12 protein-coding genes and 8 tRNA genes are annotated in these 13,715 nt (G+C 68.2%); 8 read left to right on the top strand and 12 right to left on the bottom strand.

What is annotated here, in order from left to right:
- The first annotated feature begins 5 nt into the window (after nucleotides 1–5).
- Nucleotides 6–2,213 (top strand): patatin-like phospholipase family protein, encoded by a 2,208-nt coding sequence (locus EV683_RS07185; protein WP_066609578.1) that lies wholly within the window; start codon nucleotides 6–8, stop codon nucleotides 2,211–2,213.
- 76 nt (nucleotides 2,214–2,289) lie between these two features.
- Here EV683_RS07185 and trpC read toward each other — a convergent pair whose 3' ends face one another.
- Genes trpC through yjgA form a run of 4 tightly spaced genes read right to left on the bottom strand, consistent with a single transcriptional unit; the run spans nucleotide 2,290 to nucleotide 5,177 of the window.
- Nucleotides 2,290–3,078 carry an indole-3-glycerol phosphate synthase TrpC gene (trpC, locus tag EV683_RS07180; protein ID WP_131862321.1) on the bottom strand — a complete coding sequence of 263 codons (789 nt, stop codon included), beginning with the start codon at nucleotides 3,076–3,078 and terminating at the stop codon, nucleotides 2,290–2,292.
- Complete coding sequence (locus EV683_RS07175) at nucleotides 3,038–4,057, bottom strand: YheT family hydrolase (protein ID WP_131862320.1); 1,020 nt, start codon at nucleotides 4,055–4,057, stop codon at nucleotides 3,038–3,040. The genes trpC and EV683_RS07175 overlap by 41 nt, the downstream gene beginning before the upstream one ends.
- Nucleotides 4,054–4,635: a molybdopterin adenylyltransferase gene (gene mog, locus EV683_RS07170; protein ID WP_131862319.1), complete on the bottom strand. Its 582-nt coding sequence runs from the start codon at nucleotides 4,633–4,635 to the stop codon at nucleotides 4,054–4,056. Before mog ends, EV683_RS07175 begins: the two co-directional genes overlap by 4 nt.
- A complete protein-coding gene (gene yjgA, locus EV683_RS07165; RefSeq protein ID WP_066609572.1) occupies nucleotides 4,632–5,177 on the bottom strand; it encodes a ribosome biogenesis factor YjgA in 546 nt (181 codons plus the stop codon). The genes mog and yjgA overlap by 4 nt, the downstream gene beginning before the upstream one ends.
- A gap of 87 nt (nucleotides 5,178–5,264) precedes the next feature.
- Between yjgA and pmbA the strand changes: the two genes are divergently transcribed.
- The 4 genes from pmbA (at nucleotide 5,265) to EV683_RS07145 (ending at nucleotide 9,002) form a co-directional block, all read left to right on the top strand.
- A complete protein-coding gene (gene pmbA / locus EV683_RS07160; protein ID WP_131862318.1) occupies nucleotides 5,265–6,608 on the top strand; it encodes a metalloprotease PmbA in 1,344 nt (447 codons plus the stop codon).
- Entirely contained in the window at nucleotides 6,608–7,231 is a 624-nt protein-coding gene (locus EV683_RS07155; protein ID WP_131862317.1) for a DNA-3-methyladenine glycosylase family protein, read from the top strand. The genes pmbA and EV683_RS07155 overlap by 1 nt, the downstream gene beginning before the upstream one ends.
- 108 nt (nucleotides 7,232–7,339) lie before the next feature.
- Nucleotides 7,340–8,497, top strand: coding sequence for a patatin-like phospholipase family protein (locus tag EV683_RS07150; RefSeq protein ID WP_131862316.1), 1,158 nt, complete (start codon nucleotides 7,340–7,342; stop codon nucleotides 8,495–8,497).
- 10 nt (nucleotides 8,498–8,507) lie between these two features.
- Nucleotides 8,508–9,002 (top strand): disulfide bond formation protein B, encoded by a 495-nt coding sequence (locus EV683_RS07145; protein WP_066609560.1) that lies wholly within the window; start codon nucleotides 8,508–8,510, stop codon nucleotides 9,000–9,002.
- Nucleotides 9,003–9,081: 79 nt separating this feature from the next.
- Here the strand turns inward: EV683_RS07145 and EV683_RS07140 are convergent.
- From EV683_RS07140 to EV683_RS07110, 7 genes are all read right to left on the bottom strand, one after another.
- Nucleotides 9,082–9,158 (bottom strand) — tRNA-Val (locus EV683_RS07140).
- A gap of 7 nt (nucleotides 9,159–9,165) precedes the next feature.
- A tRNA-Asp gene (locus EV683_RS07135) sits at nucleotides 9,166–9,242 on the bottom strand.
- A gap of 17 nt (nucleotides 9,243–9,259) precedes the next feature.
- A tRNA-Val gene (locus EV683_RS07130) sits at nucleotides 9,260–9,336 on the bottom strand.
- A gap of 7 nt (nucleotides 9,337–9,343) precedes the next feature.
- Nucleotides 9,344–9,420: transfer RNA gene (locus tag EV683_RS07125), tRNA-Asp, on the bottom strand.
- Nucleotides 9,421–9,426: 6 nt separating this feature from the next.
- Nucleotides 9,427–9,503: transfer RNA gene (locus EV683_RS07120), tRNA-Asp, on the bottom strand.
- A gap of 70 nt (nucleotides 9,504–9,573) precedes the next feature.
- Nucleotides 9,574–9,650: transfer RNA gene (locus tag EV683_RS07115), tRNA-Asp, on the bottom strand.
- A gap of 2 nt (nucleotides 9,651–9,652) precedes the next feature.
- Nucleotides 9,653–9,728 (bottom strand) — tRNA-Val (locus EV683_RS07110).
- A gap of 290 nt (nucleotides 9,729–10,018) precedes the next feature.
- On the opposite strand from EV683_RS07110, the gene EV683_RS07105 reads away from it, so the two are divergent.
- A complete protein-coding gene (locus EV683_RS07105; protein ID WP_066609559.1) occupies nucleotides 10,019–10,984 on the top strand; it encodes an acetyl-CoA carboxylase carboxyltransferase subunit alpha in 966 nt (321 codons plus the stop codon).
- Nucleotides 10,956–12,302: a tRNA lysidine(34) synthetase TilS gene (gene tilS / locus EV683_RS07100; protein ID WP_131862315.1), complete on the top strand. Its 1,347-nt coding sequence runs from the start codon at nucleotides 10,956–10,958 to the stop codon at nucleotides 12,300–12,302. Before EV683_RS07105 ends, tilS begins: the two co-directional genes overlap by 29 nt.
- A gap of 45 nt (nucleotides 12,303–12,347) precedes the next feature.
- Here the strand turns inward: tilS and EV683_RS07095 are convergent, their stop codons facing one another.
- Nucleotides 12,348–13,040, bottom strand: coding sequence for a Bax inhibitor-1/YccA family protein (locus tag EV683_RS07095; protein WP_131862314.1), 693 nt, complete (start codon nucleotides 13,038–13,040; stop codon nucleotides 12,348–12,350).
- Nucleotides 13,041–13,225: 185 nt separating this feature from the next.
- On the opposite strand from EV683_RS07095, the gene EV683_RS07090 reads away from it, so the two are divergent.
- Nucleotides 13,226–13,310, top strand: a tRNA-Leu gene (locus tag EV683_RS07090).
- Nucleotides 13,311–13,715 lie beyond the last annotated feature (405 nt).

The raw sequence follows: 13,715 nt of genomic DNA, 5'->3' as shown, positions 1-13,715 counted from the left end.
TTCTGATGAAACGCTGGCTTGTCGCGGGCGGCTTGGCGCTGTCGCTGTCGCTCGCCCACGCGGCGCCATCCCCCGAGGTCACGCCGCGCATCGGCGTCGTGCTCGGCGGCGGCGGCGCGCGCGGCTTCGCCCACCTGGGGGTGCTTCGGGAGCTCGAGCGGCTGCGCATCCCGGTCGCCTGCATCGCCGGCACCAGCGCCGGCTCGTTGATCGGCGGCATGTACGCCAGCGGCGTGTCGCTCGACGAGATGGCGCGTGCCTTCCGCGCCGCCGACTGGGAGCAGATGCTGTCCGGAAGCCCGCGCCGCGCTTCGGTACCCTACGACCGCAAGCGCGACGACTACAAGAACTACTTCAACCTGACGCTCGGTCTGCGCGACGGCGCGATCCGCGTGCCGCGCAGCGCGATCAACTCGCAGGAGATCGACCTTTTCATCCGGCGCCTGGTGCGCGACCGCAGCGCGCCGGATTTCGATACGCTGCCCATTCCGTTCCGCGCCGTCGCGACCGATCTGGAAACCGGCGACGCGGTGGTGTTCGACAAGGGCGACCTCGCGACCGCGATGCGCTCCAGCATGGCGGTGCCCGGCGTGTTCGACCTGGTCGAAACCGGCGGGCGGCTGCTGGTCGACGGCGGTCTGGCGCGCAACCTGCCGATCCGCGAGGTCAAGGGGCGCTGCGCCGACCGGGTGATCGTCGTCGACGTCAGCTCGCCGACGCTGAAAAAGGACGAGATCAACTCGCTGTTCGACATCGTCGCGCAGACGACCAACCTGATGGTGTCGCGCAATATGCGCGAGGAGCTCGCGCGCCTCGAGCCCGGCGACATCGTGATCCGGCCCGAGCTCGACGGCTACAGCGCGGCCGACTTCGCCAAGAACGCCGAAATCGCCGAGCGCGGCCGGCTGGCGGTTGCGCCGCTGGCGGCGCAGTTGGCCGAGCTGTCGGTGCCCGAAGCCGCCTGGCGCGCGTGGCAGGCGCGGCTGACACCGGTCGAGCCCAAACCGATCGACGCGGTGCGGGTGGCGCCGACCCGCTTCGTCAACGCCGCGGTGATCGAGCGCCAGCTAAACGACGAGGCGGGCCGACCGCAGGCGCTGGAAACGCTGCAGGGCAAGCTCGAGACGGTATTCGCCGGCGGCGACTTCGACCGGCTCGGCTACCAGCTCGGCGAGGAGGACGGTCGCCGCGTGCTGACGGTGACGCCGACCGAGCGCACCGTCGGCCCCAACTATCTGCGTTTCGGCCTTGATCTCAAGAGCAGCACGCCAGGCGACGCCGACTTCACCTTTCTCGCCGCTCACGAGCGGGTCTGGGTGAATCGCGCGGGCGGCGTGTGGCGCAACGACGTGCAGCTGGGCGACGACAAGCTGTTCCGCACCAGCTTCCGTCAGCCGCTCGAGGCCGGCAGCCCGTGGTTCGGCTACGCATCCTACCAGCTCAGGAAGGAGCGCTTCCCGGTTTTCCTCGGCGGCCACGTACGCCTTGCCGACTTGCAGATCGATACCAACCGCCTCGAGTTCGGCGGTGGTGCGGGCCTGGGCGAGTTCGGCGAATTCCGCGTCGGCGCTTACCAGCAGCGCCTGTCCGCCGGCGTCCGGGTCGGCGACCCGGCGACCTTCGAGGCGCTGACGGCCGAGCCGACGCGGTCGCTCGGTCTGTCGGCCAGTCTGGTCGCCGACCAGTTCGACAATCCGCGCTGGCCGCGGCGCGGTTACTACGTCAGCGGCGCCTACGATTACGAAATCGACCGCGATTCGCGGCGCAGGACGCAGTTGCTCAACGGTATGGCCGACGGGGTCTACACGCTGGGCGACAACAGCTTCCGGCTGACCGCCAAGTACAAGGACAACCTCGGCGGCGAACTGGTGAGCAGCGTGCCGCCGACGCTGGGCGGCTTCCTGAACCTGTCCGGCTACCAGCAGGACGAGCTCTTGGGCGAGCGCGCCGCGCTGGCGCGGCTGATGCTGTACCGCCGCGTCGCCACGCTGCCGTCGGCGCTGGGCAGCGGCCTGTACGTCGGCGCCTCGCTCGAGGCCGGCAAGGTGTGGGGCTGGTTCGGTGGGCCGGTCGAAGGCGGCGACACGCGCTGGATCACCGGCGGTTCGCTGTTTGTCGGTGCCGACACGCTGCTCGGCCCCTTCTTCGTCGGCGTCGGCAACGCCAAGGGGGGGCAATTGACCAGCTACCTCTTCCTCGGCGTCGACTACTGAGCCGGCGCGAGGTGCCGCCAAACACAACGCCCACCGTTTCCGGTGGGCGTTGTGTTTTAAGCGGGCCGTTTCGGGCTTAGCCGAAGAAGCGCTTAAGCGCGGCGCCCGGCTCGGTTTCGCGCATGAAGGCTTCGCCGACGAGGAAGGTGTGCACCGCGTGATCGCGCATCAGCGCGACGTCCTCGGGCTTGAGGATGCCGCTTTCGGTGACGACGATGCGGTCGTCGCCGATCTGCGGCAGCAGGTCGAGCGTGGTCTGCAGGCTGACGTCGAAGGTGCGCAGGTTGCGGTTGTTGACGCCGACGAGCGGCGTTTGCAGCTGCAGCGCGGCGTCGAGTTCCTCGGCGTTATGCACCTCGACCAGCACGGCCAGGCCCAGCTCGCGCGCGAGCGCCTCGAAGTCCTGCATCTGCGCGAGCGGCAGCGCCGCGGCGATCAACAGGATGGCGTCGGCGCCCATCGCGCGCGCCTCGTAGACCTGGTAGGCGTCGACCATGAAGTCCTTGCGCAGCGCCGGCAGCGCGCAGGCGGCGCGCGCGGCCTGCAGGTAGTCGGGCGAGCCCTGGAAGTAGGGCGCGTCGGTCAGCACCGACAGGCAGGCGGCGCCGCCCGCCTCGTAGCTGGCGGCGATCGCTGCCGGGTCGAAGTCGGCGCGGATCACGCCCTTGGACGGGCTGGCCTTCTTCACTTCGGCGATCACCGCCGCGGCGCCGGCGGCGTGTTTGGCGCGGATCGCGCCGACGAAGTCGCGCGCGTCGCGGCGCGCTTCGGCTTCGGCGCGCACGGCGGCCAGCGGGGTCTTGAGCTTGGCCGAGGCCACTTCCTCACGCTTGGTGGCGAGGATCTTGTTCAGGATGTCGGACATGGTTCTGTGGCGGATCTATGGGCCGGCGCGCGGCCGGCGGGTCTTCGAAAAAGGCGAGCAGCCGCTCGGGCAGCCAGTTCAGCCGCCCCGGAAAGCGCCCGGTCACGAAACCGACGTGGCCGCCCTCGGCCGGCAGCTCGAGCGTGACGGCGTCGCTGACCTCGTGCGGGCGCGGCAGCGCGTCCGGCGGCAGGAAAGGGTCGTTGACCGCGTTCAGGAGCAGCGTCGGGCGCGCGATGTGGCGCAGCAGCGGTTTGCTGCTGGCGCGCGCCCAGTAGTCGCGCACGTCGCGGTAGCCGTGCAGGGGCGCGGTGACGAGGTCGTCGAACTCGCCGAAGGTGCGCGCGCGGCGCACGCCGTCGCCGTCGAACAGGTCGGGGTGGCGGATCAGCTGCGCCATCGCCTTGGGCTTGAGCGTGCCGAGGAACATACGGGTGTAGACGTGGCGGCCGAAGCCGGCGTCGAGCCGCGTGCTGGCGGCGGCGAGGTCTAGCGGCACCGACACCGCGGCGCAGGCGGCCGGCAGCGCCGCGGCGCCGGCCTCGCCGAGATATTTGAGCAGCATGTTGCCGCCCAGCGACACGCCGGCGGCGAACAGGGGTTGGCCGAGGTCGGCGAATTTTTCCAGCAGCCACGCGACTTCGGCCGAGTCGCCGGCGTGGTAGGCGCGCGGCAGGGTGTTGCTGACGCCGCCGCAGCCGCGAAAGTGCGGCACCGCGCCGCGCCAGCCGCGCTCGGCCAAGGTGGCCATCAGCGCGCGCGCGTAGTGGCTGTCGCTGCTGCCTTCGAGGCCGTGGAACAGCACCACCAGCGGCGCGCTACGCGGGCCGTCGACGAAGTCGACCGCGATCTGGCCGCCGTCGGGCGTCGGCCACAGCTCGCGCCGGTAGGGCGGGCGCGGCAGCGTGATGCCGACGGCGGGCCAGATGGTCTGGGCGTGGCCGCCCCTGAGCCAGCGCGGCGCGCGGTAGTGGCTCATGCCTTGGGCTTTTGCGCCGACTTCGGACGGAAGGCCTTGACCACCGCCTCGTCGGTTTCGATGTAGGGGCCGCCGATCAGGTCGATGCAGTAGGGCACCGCGGCGAAGATGCCGGACACCGCGACCTGGCCGTTCTCGTCCTTGAGGCCCTCGAGCGTCTCGCGGATCGCCTTCGGTTGGCCGGGCAGGTTGAGGATCAGCGACGACTTGCGGATCACGCCGACCTGGCGCGACAGGATCGCGGTCGGCACGAACTTGAGGCTGACCTGGCGCATCTGTTCGCCGAAACCCGGCATTTCGCGGTCGGCGACCGCCAGCGTCGCCTCGGGGGTGACGTCGCGCGGCGCCGGGCCGGTGCCGCCGGTGGTCAGCACCAGATGGCAGCCCTCGTCGTCGACCAGCGCCTTGAGCGTCGCCTCGATCACGGCCTGCTCGTCCGGGATCAGGCGGGTGACGGTCTCGAACGGCGAGGTCAGCGCGCGCGCGAACCATTCTTCGAGCGCCGGAATGCCCTGATCCTGGTAGACGCCCTGGCTGGCGCGGTCGGAGATCGAAACCAGACCGATTTTCAGCGTCATGCTTCTTCGTCCTCGTCTTTCTGGCGGGTCGGCAGACCCGGTTCGGGAATCACGTCCTTCATCGCCTGGAACAGCGCGCGGTAGGACTTGGGCGGCTTGTTGTCCTGCTTTTCGCGGCGCGCGTTGCGGATCAGCGTGCGCAGCTGCTGCGCGTCGGCGCCCGGGAAGTCGGCGATGAAGGTCGACAGCATCGCGTCGTCGCTCATCAGGCGGTCGCGCCAGCGCTCCAGAAGGTGCAGCCAAGCGTTGTGTTCGTTCGATTCGCCCTTGACGATCGACAGTTGCTTCTCGATCGGCTCGGGGTCGACGTCGCGCATCAGCTTGCCGATGTACTGTTTCTGGCGCTTGATCGCGCCGTGGGCGGTGAAACGCTTGCAGTCGCGGATCGCCTGGAACAGGTCCTCGGGCAGGTCGAATTTCTTGAGCGTGTCGATCGACAGCTTGACCAGTTCTTCGCCCAGGTCCTGGCGCGCTTCGACGTCGCGCTTCTTCTGGCTCTTGCTGACCCATTCGTCCTGATCGTGCGGCTTGGTATCGCTCATCGTTGTTGCATCTCACAAAGATTCAAGGCTGGTATGATACAAGAAGCGTAGCCCCTCGGGCTTGTCGACGGCGACTCGAAAGCGAACATGGCAGACTCCTCCTTCAGTTTTTCCCAGACCCAATTGCAATCCCTCGCGCAGGACGCGCTCGACCTGGCGAAGAAGGCCGGTGCGAGCGCCTGCGAGGTCGACGTTTCCGAAGGGCGCGGCCAGACGGTCACCGTGCGGCTGTCCGAGGTCGAGACCATCGAGTACAACCAGGACAAGGGCGTCGGCGTCACCGTCTACTTCGGTCAGCGCAAGGGCCACGCCAGCACGTCGGATTTTTCGCCGACGGCGCTGGCCGACACGGTCGCGGCGGCGGTCAACATCGCCCGCTTCACCGCCGAGGACGATTGCGCCGGTCTCGCCGAGGCTTCGTCGATGGCGACCGAGTTTCCCGATCTCGACCTCTACCACCCGTGGGGTGTGTCGGTCGAGGAGGCGATCGAGCTGGCGCGCGAGGCCGAGCGCGCCGCGCTGGCGGTGGACAAGCGGATCGCCAACTCCGAGGGCGGCACCGTGTCGACGCAGACCAGCCAGTTCGTCTACGCCAACAGCCATGGTTTTCTCGCCGGCTTTCCGACGTCGCGTCACAGCCTGTCGGTCGCCGCGGTCGCCGAGGCCGGCGGCGCGATGCAGCGCGACTACTGGTACAGCGTCGCGCGCCACGTCGACGACCTCGACAGCGCGCTGGCGGTCGGCCGCAAGGCCGGCGAGCGCGCGGTTGCGCGCCTGAACGCGCGCCGGGTGAAAACCGGCCGCTACCCGGTGCTGTTCGAGGCGCCGGTCGCCGCGTCGCTGATCGGCCACTTCGTGTCGGCCGCCAGCGGCGGCAGCCTGTACCGTCGTTCGAGCTTCCTGCTCGACGCGCTCGGCCAACCGGTGTTCTCCGATCGCGTCACCATCGACGAGGACCCTTTCCTGCTGCGCGGCCTCGGCAGCAGCGCGTTCGACAACGAGGGCGTGGCGACCAACGCGCGCCGTCTGGTCGACGCCGGCGTGCTGGAAGGGTATTTCCTGTCGAGCTATTCGGCGCGCAAGCTCGGCGCCGCCACCACCGGCAACGCCGGCGGCCCGCATAACCTGATCGTGCACAGCACCGGCGAATCGTTCGACGAGCTGTTGGCCGAGCTCGGCACCGGCCTGCTGGTCACCGAGCTGATGGGGCAGGGCATCAACCTCGTCACCGGCGATTATTCGCGCGGCGCGTCCGGCTTCTGGGTCGAGAACGGCCAGATCGTCTACCCGGTCGAGGAGATCACCATCGCCGGCAACCTGCGCGACATGTACCGGCAGATCGTCGCCGTCGGCGACGATGCCCTCAACCGCGGCGCCAAGCTGGTCGGCTCGATCCTGGTCGAGTCGATGACGGTGGCCGGCGAGGCCTGATGACGCCGGCGGACTGGCAGCGCGCCGCCACCGAGCTGGCCGCGCGCGATGCGCGGCTGGCGGCCCTGATCGAACGCTTTCCCTCCTCGCGACTCGTCACCCGCGGCGAGCCGTTCCAGACGCTGCTGCGAGCCATCGTCGGCCAGCAGATCTCGATGCGTGCCGCCGACGCGATCTGGTCGCGTCTTAGCGTCGCCTTCGATCCGCGCGACCCCGCCGCGTGGGCCGCTGCCGAGGTCGAGACGCTGCGCGCCTGCGGCCTGTCGCAGCGCAAGGCCGAGTACGTACGCGACCTGGCGAGCCATGCCCTGGCCGGCGGGGTCGACCCGGTCGCGCTCGCAGCGCTCGACGACGAGGGCGTGGTCCGGGTGCTGACCGGCGTACGCGGCCTCGGGCGCTGGAGCGCCGAGATGTTCCTGATCTTCAACCTGGCGCGGCCCGATGTGTGGCCGGTCGGCGACGTCGGCCTGCAAAAGGCGCTGTGCGTGCACGGCTGGCTCGCGCCCGGCGACAAGCCGCGCCGCGCCGAACTGGTCGCGCTCGGGGAGCCGTTCCGGCCGTGGCGCACCGTCGCGACCTGGTATTTGTGGCGCAGTCTCGATCCGGTCGAAACCGTCTATTGACCGGTCGCGACTCGACCGGGCTGCCGCGTCGGCCATCAATCTGGCATGATCGGGCTATGAATCCAACAACCATGTCACAGTAATGACGTCGTGGGCAGGAGAGGGCGTATGGCAGCCAATACCGCGTTGATCCTGGCCGGGGGCGGCGCGCGCGCGGCCTACCAGGCGGGGGCGCTGATGGCGATCGCGCGCATGCATCCCAGGGGGGCGCCCAGCCCGTTCGACATCCTGTGCGGCACGTCGGCCGGCGCGATCAACGCCGCCGCGCTGGCGTCGGGCGCGCACAATTTCCGTCGTGCCAGCGTCTACCTGGCCAATGTGTGGCGCGAGTTGCACGTCGAGGATGTCTACCGTAGCGAGTTGCCTTACTTCGTCAAGGCCTTCCTGCGGCTGGGGGCGTCCATCGTCACCGGCGGCCGGCTGGTCGCCAGCCCGCACAGCCTGCTCGACAACGCGCCCTTGCGCGGCCTGCTCGAACGGGTGATGGACTTCGACGCGGCCGAGGCGGCGATCGAGGCGGGCAGGCTGCGCGCGCTGGCGCTGACGGCGTCCTGCTACAGCTCGGGCATGTCGGTCACCTTCTTCGACGGAGGCGAGGGTGTCGAGGGCTGGCAGCGGACCTTGCGCGTCGGCACGCGCACGCGCCTGACGGTCGACCACCTGATGGCGTCGGCGTCTATCCCGGTGCTGTTCCCGTCGGTGCGGGTCGGCGATCTGTACTTCTGCGACGGTGCGATCCGGCAGATGGCACCGCTGTCGCCGGCCCTGCATCTGGGGGCCAGCAAGTTGTTCGTGATCAGCCTGGTCGGGCGCGCTCAGTCGCTCGGCGCCGAGCGCCCGGGCGGTGCGGAATACCCGACCTTGGCCCAGGTGTTCGGCCACTTGCTCAACAGCATCTTCCTCGACGGCATGGCGACGGACATGGAGCGGCTGATCCGTATCAACCATACCGTGTCGCTATTGAGCGAGGAGGCGAAACTCGAGCACAAGACCGCGCTCAAACGCGTGGAGGTCTTCACCTTGTCGCCGAGCCGCTCGCTCGAGGAGATCGCCTTCCGGCACGCCGAGTCCTTTCCGCGCGTGCTGCGCTTTTTCATGCGCGGCGCGGGGGCGATGCGGCAGCGCGGCGCGACGCTGGCGAGCTATCTGTTGTTCGAGCCGGCCTATTGCAAGGAACTGGTCGATCTGGGCTATCGCGACGCGATGGACCAAAAGCAGGCGATTCTCGCCTTTCTGAACGGCGAGACAGCCCGCGAGGGTTTTTGAAGGGGGAAACATGACGAAGACGATAGGCGTGCGCGCGGTTTTCGCGCTGCTGACGCTCTCTTGCGCGGCGGCGCTTGCGTTCGCGCTCTACTTGCAGCATGCGGTTGGCCTCGAGCCTTGCCCGCTGTGTATCTTCCAGCGGGTCGGCGTGATGGCGCTCGGCGTCTTCAGCCTGCTGGGCTGGCTGTTTGCCGGCAGCCTGCGCGCCGCGCGGCCGTGGGCGGCGCTGTCCGCCTTGTCGGCGCTCGGCGGCGGCGCGGTGGCGGCCTGGCACGTGCGCCTGCAGCACCTGCCGGCCGACCAGGTGCCGTCCTGCGGACCCGGGCTCGACTACATGATCGAGACCATGCCGTTCACGGCGATGCTGGCCAAGGTGTTCAAGGGTAGCGGCGAATGCGCCGTGGTCGACTGGACCTTCGCCGGTCTGTCCTTGCCCGAGCTGACCGGCCTCTTTTTCGCCGGTGCGCTGGCGCTGGCGGCATGGAATCTGTTCCGGCGAGCCTGAGGGGGAGGGAGGCTTCATGCCTCCCGATTTTTGGCGGGGGAAAAAGCGAAAAGCCTGGTCGAAGACCAGGCTTTGCGTTTGGTGGGTGATACTGGACTCGAACCAGTGACCTCTGCCGTGTGAAGGCAGCGCTCTACCAACTGAGACTAATCACCCGAATTGTTGGCGGAGTGGACGGGACTCGAACCCGCGACCCCCGGCGTGACAGGCCGGTATTCTAACCAACTGAACTACCACTCCAGTACCGCTACAAGCTTTGGTGGGTGATACTGGACTCGAACCAGTGACCTCTGCCGTGTGAAGGCAGCGCTCTACCAACTGAGACTAATCACCCGAATTGTTGGCGGAGCGGACGGGACTCGAACCCGCGACCCCCGGCGTGACAGGCCGGTATTCTAACCAACTGAACTACCGCTCCAGGTGTTGGCGGAGTGGACGGGACTCGAACCCGCGACCCCCGGCGTGACAGGCCGGTATTCTAACCAACTGAACTACCACTCCGCTAACGGTAAAACTTGCTTGCCGGGCGCTGAATCGAGCGCCCGCCAAGGAATGCTGCATTGTGCGAGGTTGGCGGAGTGGACGGGACTCGAACCCGCGACCCCCGGCGTGACAGGCCGGTATTCTAACCAACTGAACTACCACTCCGCTGGTGGGTGATGACGGAGTCGAACCGCCGACATTCTGCTTGTAAGGCAGACGCTCTACCAACTGAGCTAATCACCCGAAACCTTCGTCTTTTCTCGCTGTTTCGCTGTTGCGTCTTGCGAGGAGGCGAATTAAATCACAGGCGACTGGGCTGCGCAAGCGTTTTAGTGAAATTTTTTGAAATGCCCATTTTTTGAGCAATAAATAAAGCGATCGCCCGCGGTCTCGTCGTCATTCATGGCGAAACGGGCGCGGTTTTCACTCTATAGATGCGGGCAATGGCGATTGCATTTTGTCGGACATGCGCGTGACGCCGTCGCAGACCCTCATGTATGATTTCGCGATTCCCTTATCGGACGACCAGAAGCATGAAGCCGACCTTTCTCGATTTTGAGCAGCCGATTGCCGAGCTCGAGAACAAAATTGAAGAGCTGCGATTTGTCCAGGACGACTCGGTGCTGGACATCTCGGAAGAGATCTCGCGCCTGCAGAAGAAGAGCCAGGAGCTGACGCGCGCCGTGTACGCGAAGCTGTCGCCGTGGCAGATCTCGCAGGTGGCCCGCCATCCGCAGCGCCCTTACACGCTCGACTACCTGGCTGGCCTGTTCACCGACTTCCACGAACTGCACGGCGACCGTGCCTTCGCCGACGACCCCGCGATCGTCGGCGGTCTGGCGCGTCTGAACGGCCAGGCGGTGATGGTGATCGGCCACCAGAAGGGCCGCGACACCAAGGAAAAGATCTACCGCAATTTCGGCATGCCGCGCCCCGAGGGCTACCGCAAGGCGCTGCGCCTGATGAAGTTGGCCGAGCGCTTCGGCCTGCCCATCCTGACCTTCGTCGACACGCCGGGCGCCTACCCGGGCATCGGCGCCGAGGAGCGCGGCCAGTCCGAGGCGATCGGCCGCAACCTGTTCGAGATGCCCAAGCTCAAGGTGCCGGTGATCTGCACCGTGATCGGCGAGGGCGGCTCGGGCGGTGCGCTGGCGATCGCAGTCGGCGACTACGTGAACATGCTGCAATATTCGACCTACTCGGTGATCTCGCCGGAGGGTTGCGCGTCCATCTTGTGGAAGACCGCCGAGCGCGCCAACGAGGCCGCCGAGGCGCTGGGCATCACCGCCAGCCGCCTCAAGACCCTCGGCCTGGTCGACAAGGTGGTCGACGAACCGCTCGGCGGCGCGCACCGCGACCACGGTCAGATGATGAACAATCTGAAGCGCGTGCTGCAGGAGCAACTGAAGGAGCTGCGCGGCAAGCCGATCGAGACGCTGCTGGATGCCCGCTTCAAACGCCTGATGAGCTATGGCCGCTTCAAGGAAGACGCCGCCTGACCTCGTCGAGTGCCTGACCCAGACCTGGCCGGACCGCGTGTCCGGCCATTCTGTTTTGGCGCTCGGCCTGTCGGGCGGGCTCGACTCGGTCGTGCTGCTGCATCTGATGCGCCGCTGGCGAGACGCCGGCGGGCCGGCCTTTTCGGCGCTGCACGTGCACCACGGCCTGAGCGCGTACGCCGACGACTGGGCGGACTTCTGCGCCGCGCTGTGCGCCGACTGGGACGTGCCGTTCGCCGTCGCGCGCGTCGAGGTTGGCCGAGCCGGCGGCGAGAGTCTGGAGGCCGCCGCGCGGCAGGCGCGCTACCGGGCCTACGCGGCGGGTTCGGCCGACGTGATCGCGCTGGCCCACCATCTGGACGACCAGGCCGAAACGGTGCTGCTGCAACTGTTGCGCGGCGGCGGCCCGCACGCGCTGGCGGCGATGCCGGTCTGGCGGCGCGAGGGGGGGCTGGCGCTGTGGCGGCCGTTGCTCGGCGTCGCGCGCGGCCAGTTGCGCGCCTACGCCGAGGCGCACCGGCTGGGCTGGGTCGACGACGACAGCAACGCCGACCCGCGCTGGCGACGCAACTGGCTGCGCCTCGTCTGGCTGCCCGAACTTGCGCGCTCGCAGCCGGACTACCGCCAGGCCTTGGCACGGGCGGCGTCGAACATGGCCGACGCGGCGGCGATGCTCGACGAGTTGGCCGAGCAGGATACGGCGGCCTGCGTGCGCGACGGCCGGGTCGAGCTGGCGGCGCTGGCCGCGCTGTCGGCGCCGCGGCAGCGCCAGCTGCTGTTGCGCTGGGCGCAGGCGCAGGGCCTCGGCGAATCGTCGCCCGCCGCGCTGGAGGAATTCCGCGCCCAACTGTGGTCGGCGGCGCCGGACCGCAACCCGGGCTGGCGTCTGTCGCGCGGGCAGGCGCAGCGCTATCGCGGCGAGGTGTGGCCGCTGCCGCTCAGGATGGCGGTCGCGCCGGACGCCGAGACGGTCTGCTTCGCGCCGGGCGCCGAACTCGTCCTGCCGGCCTGGTGCGGGGCGCTGTCGTGGCAGCGGCGGCCGGGTGGCCTGCCTCTGCTCGAAGGACAGCCGTTGCTGCTGTGCCGCCGCCGTGGCGGCGAACGGCTGCGGCAGGCCGTCGGCGCCAAGCCGGTCAAGACCTTGTTGCAGGAGGCCGGCGTACCGCCGGCCTGGCGCGAGAGCTGGCCGCTGATCCACGACGCGGCCGGGCGCCTGCTGGCGCTGCCGTCGGTGGCGGTGGACTCGGAATCTGCGAGGGCGGAGGAAGGCTGGTGGCCGGTATGGCGGCTGCGCACCGGGGCGGTCGAGGAGAAATAAAAAAAGCGCCGGGCTTGCCGGCGCTTTTTTCGTGGTGGAGCAGGGTCAGTCGCGTTCGCCGCCGAAGGCCATCAACAGTTGCAGCAGCGAGCTGAACAGGTTGTAGATGCTGATGTACAGGGTCAGCGTGGCCGACACGTAGTTGGTCTCGCCGCCGTCGACCACGGCCTTGACCTGCCACAAGATCATCAGCGAGCTGAACAGCGCGAAGCCGGCGCACAGCGTCAGGTGCAGGGCGGGCAGTTGCAGGAAGAGGTTCGCGATCACCGCCACCATCAGCACGATGGCGCCGACGGTCAGGAACTTGCTCATGCCGCTCAGGTCGCGCTTGGTGGTGGTGGCGATGCCGGCCATCACGAAGAACACCGCGGCGGTGGAGCCGCCGGCGAGCATCACCAGCTCGGCGCCGTTCGACAGCTTGAGAGCCACCTGCAGCAGCGGGCCGAGCAGCACGCCCATCACCAGCGTCAGGAGCAGCATCAGCGCGACGCCGAGGCCGCTGTCCTTGTTTTTCTCGATGGCGAAGAACAGGCCGTAAATGACCGCCAGCATCAGCAGGCTGGACACGATCGGGCTGCCGGCCATGAAGGCGAAGTTCATGTTGGTGCCGACGACGGCGCCGATGACGGTCGGTACCAGCGAGAGGGCCAGTAGCGCGTAGGTGTTGCGCAGAACCTTCTGGCTGGACCCGGCGGCGACGGTGGTCGTCTGGTAGGCCGTGTTGAGGTTCGGTTGCATAGTTGCAGTCTCCATCGACTAGGGGTTGCAAATTGTGTGTATTGACAGGGGTTGTCAGCGATTAGTTTCTTAAAGACCTGCGCCAAAAGCAAGCGACCTTGCCGCGAAACCGTCGCTTCATGTATGCTTGCGGCCTTGCCGGTCGCATGACAGTATCGGCGGCGCGTTCGCGCATTTCACCCGATGCGAGGGTGGCGGAATTGGTAGACGCACTGGATTTAGGTTCCAGCGCCGCAAGGCGTGAGAGTTCGAGTCTCTTCCCTCGCACCACGGATGTAATTCAATACCAATAAAATCTCTGCAAATCCGCTTCCGACCACGTCGGCGCGGCAGCCGGCGCATTCCGTAGGCCAACGTCGTCGACCGTGTCGCCGCCACGGCCTCGCCCCAGCCTGGTCGCCGCCATGGCGACGACGCCGGCCCCGTCCGTCAGCCGCCTGTTCGTGCGCGGCGTCCGCCCTCCCTTGCCGCCGCTGCCGGCCGGGATCGCCCGCCGCGATCGCTTGCTCGTCCGCGCTGCGCGTTCGGGCGGACGAGCCGCACAAGGCGGTGGCGGCGTGCGCCTTGCTGCCTGAACAAGCGTATGCGGCAGCGCCCGCGAGTGGGCGCCGGATCGAACGGCAGGGTTAGAGCCGTACCGGCATGAGCACGGTCGCTCAAACGGCTCGGCCAACC

The organism is Crenobacter luteus (assembly GCF_004345725.1).
Classification (GTDB): domain Bacteria; phylum Pseudomonadota; class Gammaproteobacteria; order Burkholderiales; family Chromobacteriaceae; genus Crenobacter; species Crenobacter luteus.
This window is presented reverse-complemented; position numbering and strand designations above follow the sequence as displayed.